General features: G+C 52.5%; 1 protein-coding gene. It reads left to right on the top strand.

Annotated features, from left to right (window positions below):
* On the top strand, positions 1-324 hold a 324-nt coding region (locus QEH52_RS20970), incomplete at both ends, for a transposase (protein WP_308952800.1).

The raw sequence follows: 324 nt of genomic DNA, 5'->3' as shown, positions 1-324 counted from the left end.
ACCTACTCGTGGACAGCCTTGGACTAGTCCTATTGGCCGTGGTTCACCCAGCGAACATTCAGGATCGCGACGGCGCGAAGTTGCTCCTTGAACTTCTCACCAATCGCTTCAGTTGGCTCAAACTCATTTGGGCTGATGGTGGATACGCAGGTAAACTCGTCCAGTGGGTGAGGCAGCTTCAACGTAAGCGACCGATCCAGTTGGATATCGTTCGCCGCAGTGATGATACCAGAGGTTTCAAGGTTCTGCCTAAGCGGTGGATCGTCGAGAGAACCTTCGGATGGCTGTCGAAATACCGCAGAATGTCCAAAGACTACGAAACTA

It is taken from the genome of Thalassobacterium maritimum (genome assembly GCF_031127805.1).
In the GTDB taxonomy this organism is placed as follows: Bacteria; Verrucomicrobiota; Verrucomicrobiia; order Opitutales; family Coraliomargaritaceae; genus Thalassobacterium; species Thalassobacterium maritimum.
The sequence above is the reverse complement of the archived record's forward strand: the minus strand, read 5'-3'. Positions and strand labels throughout refer to the sequence as shown.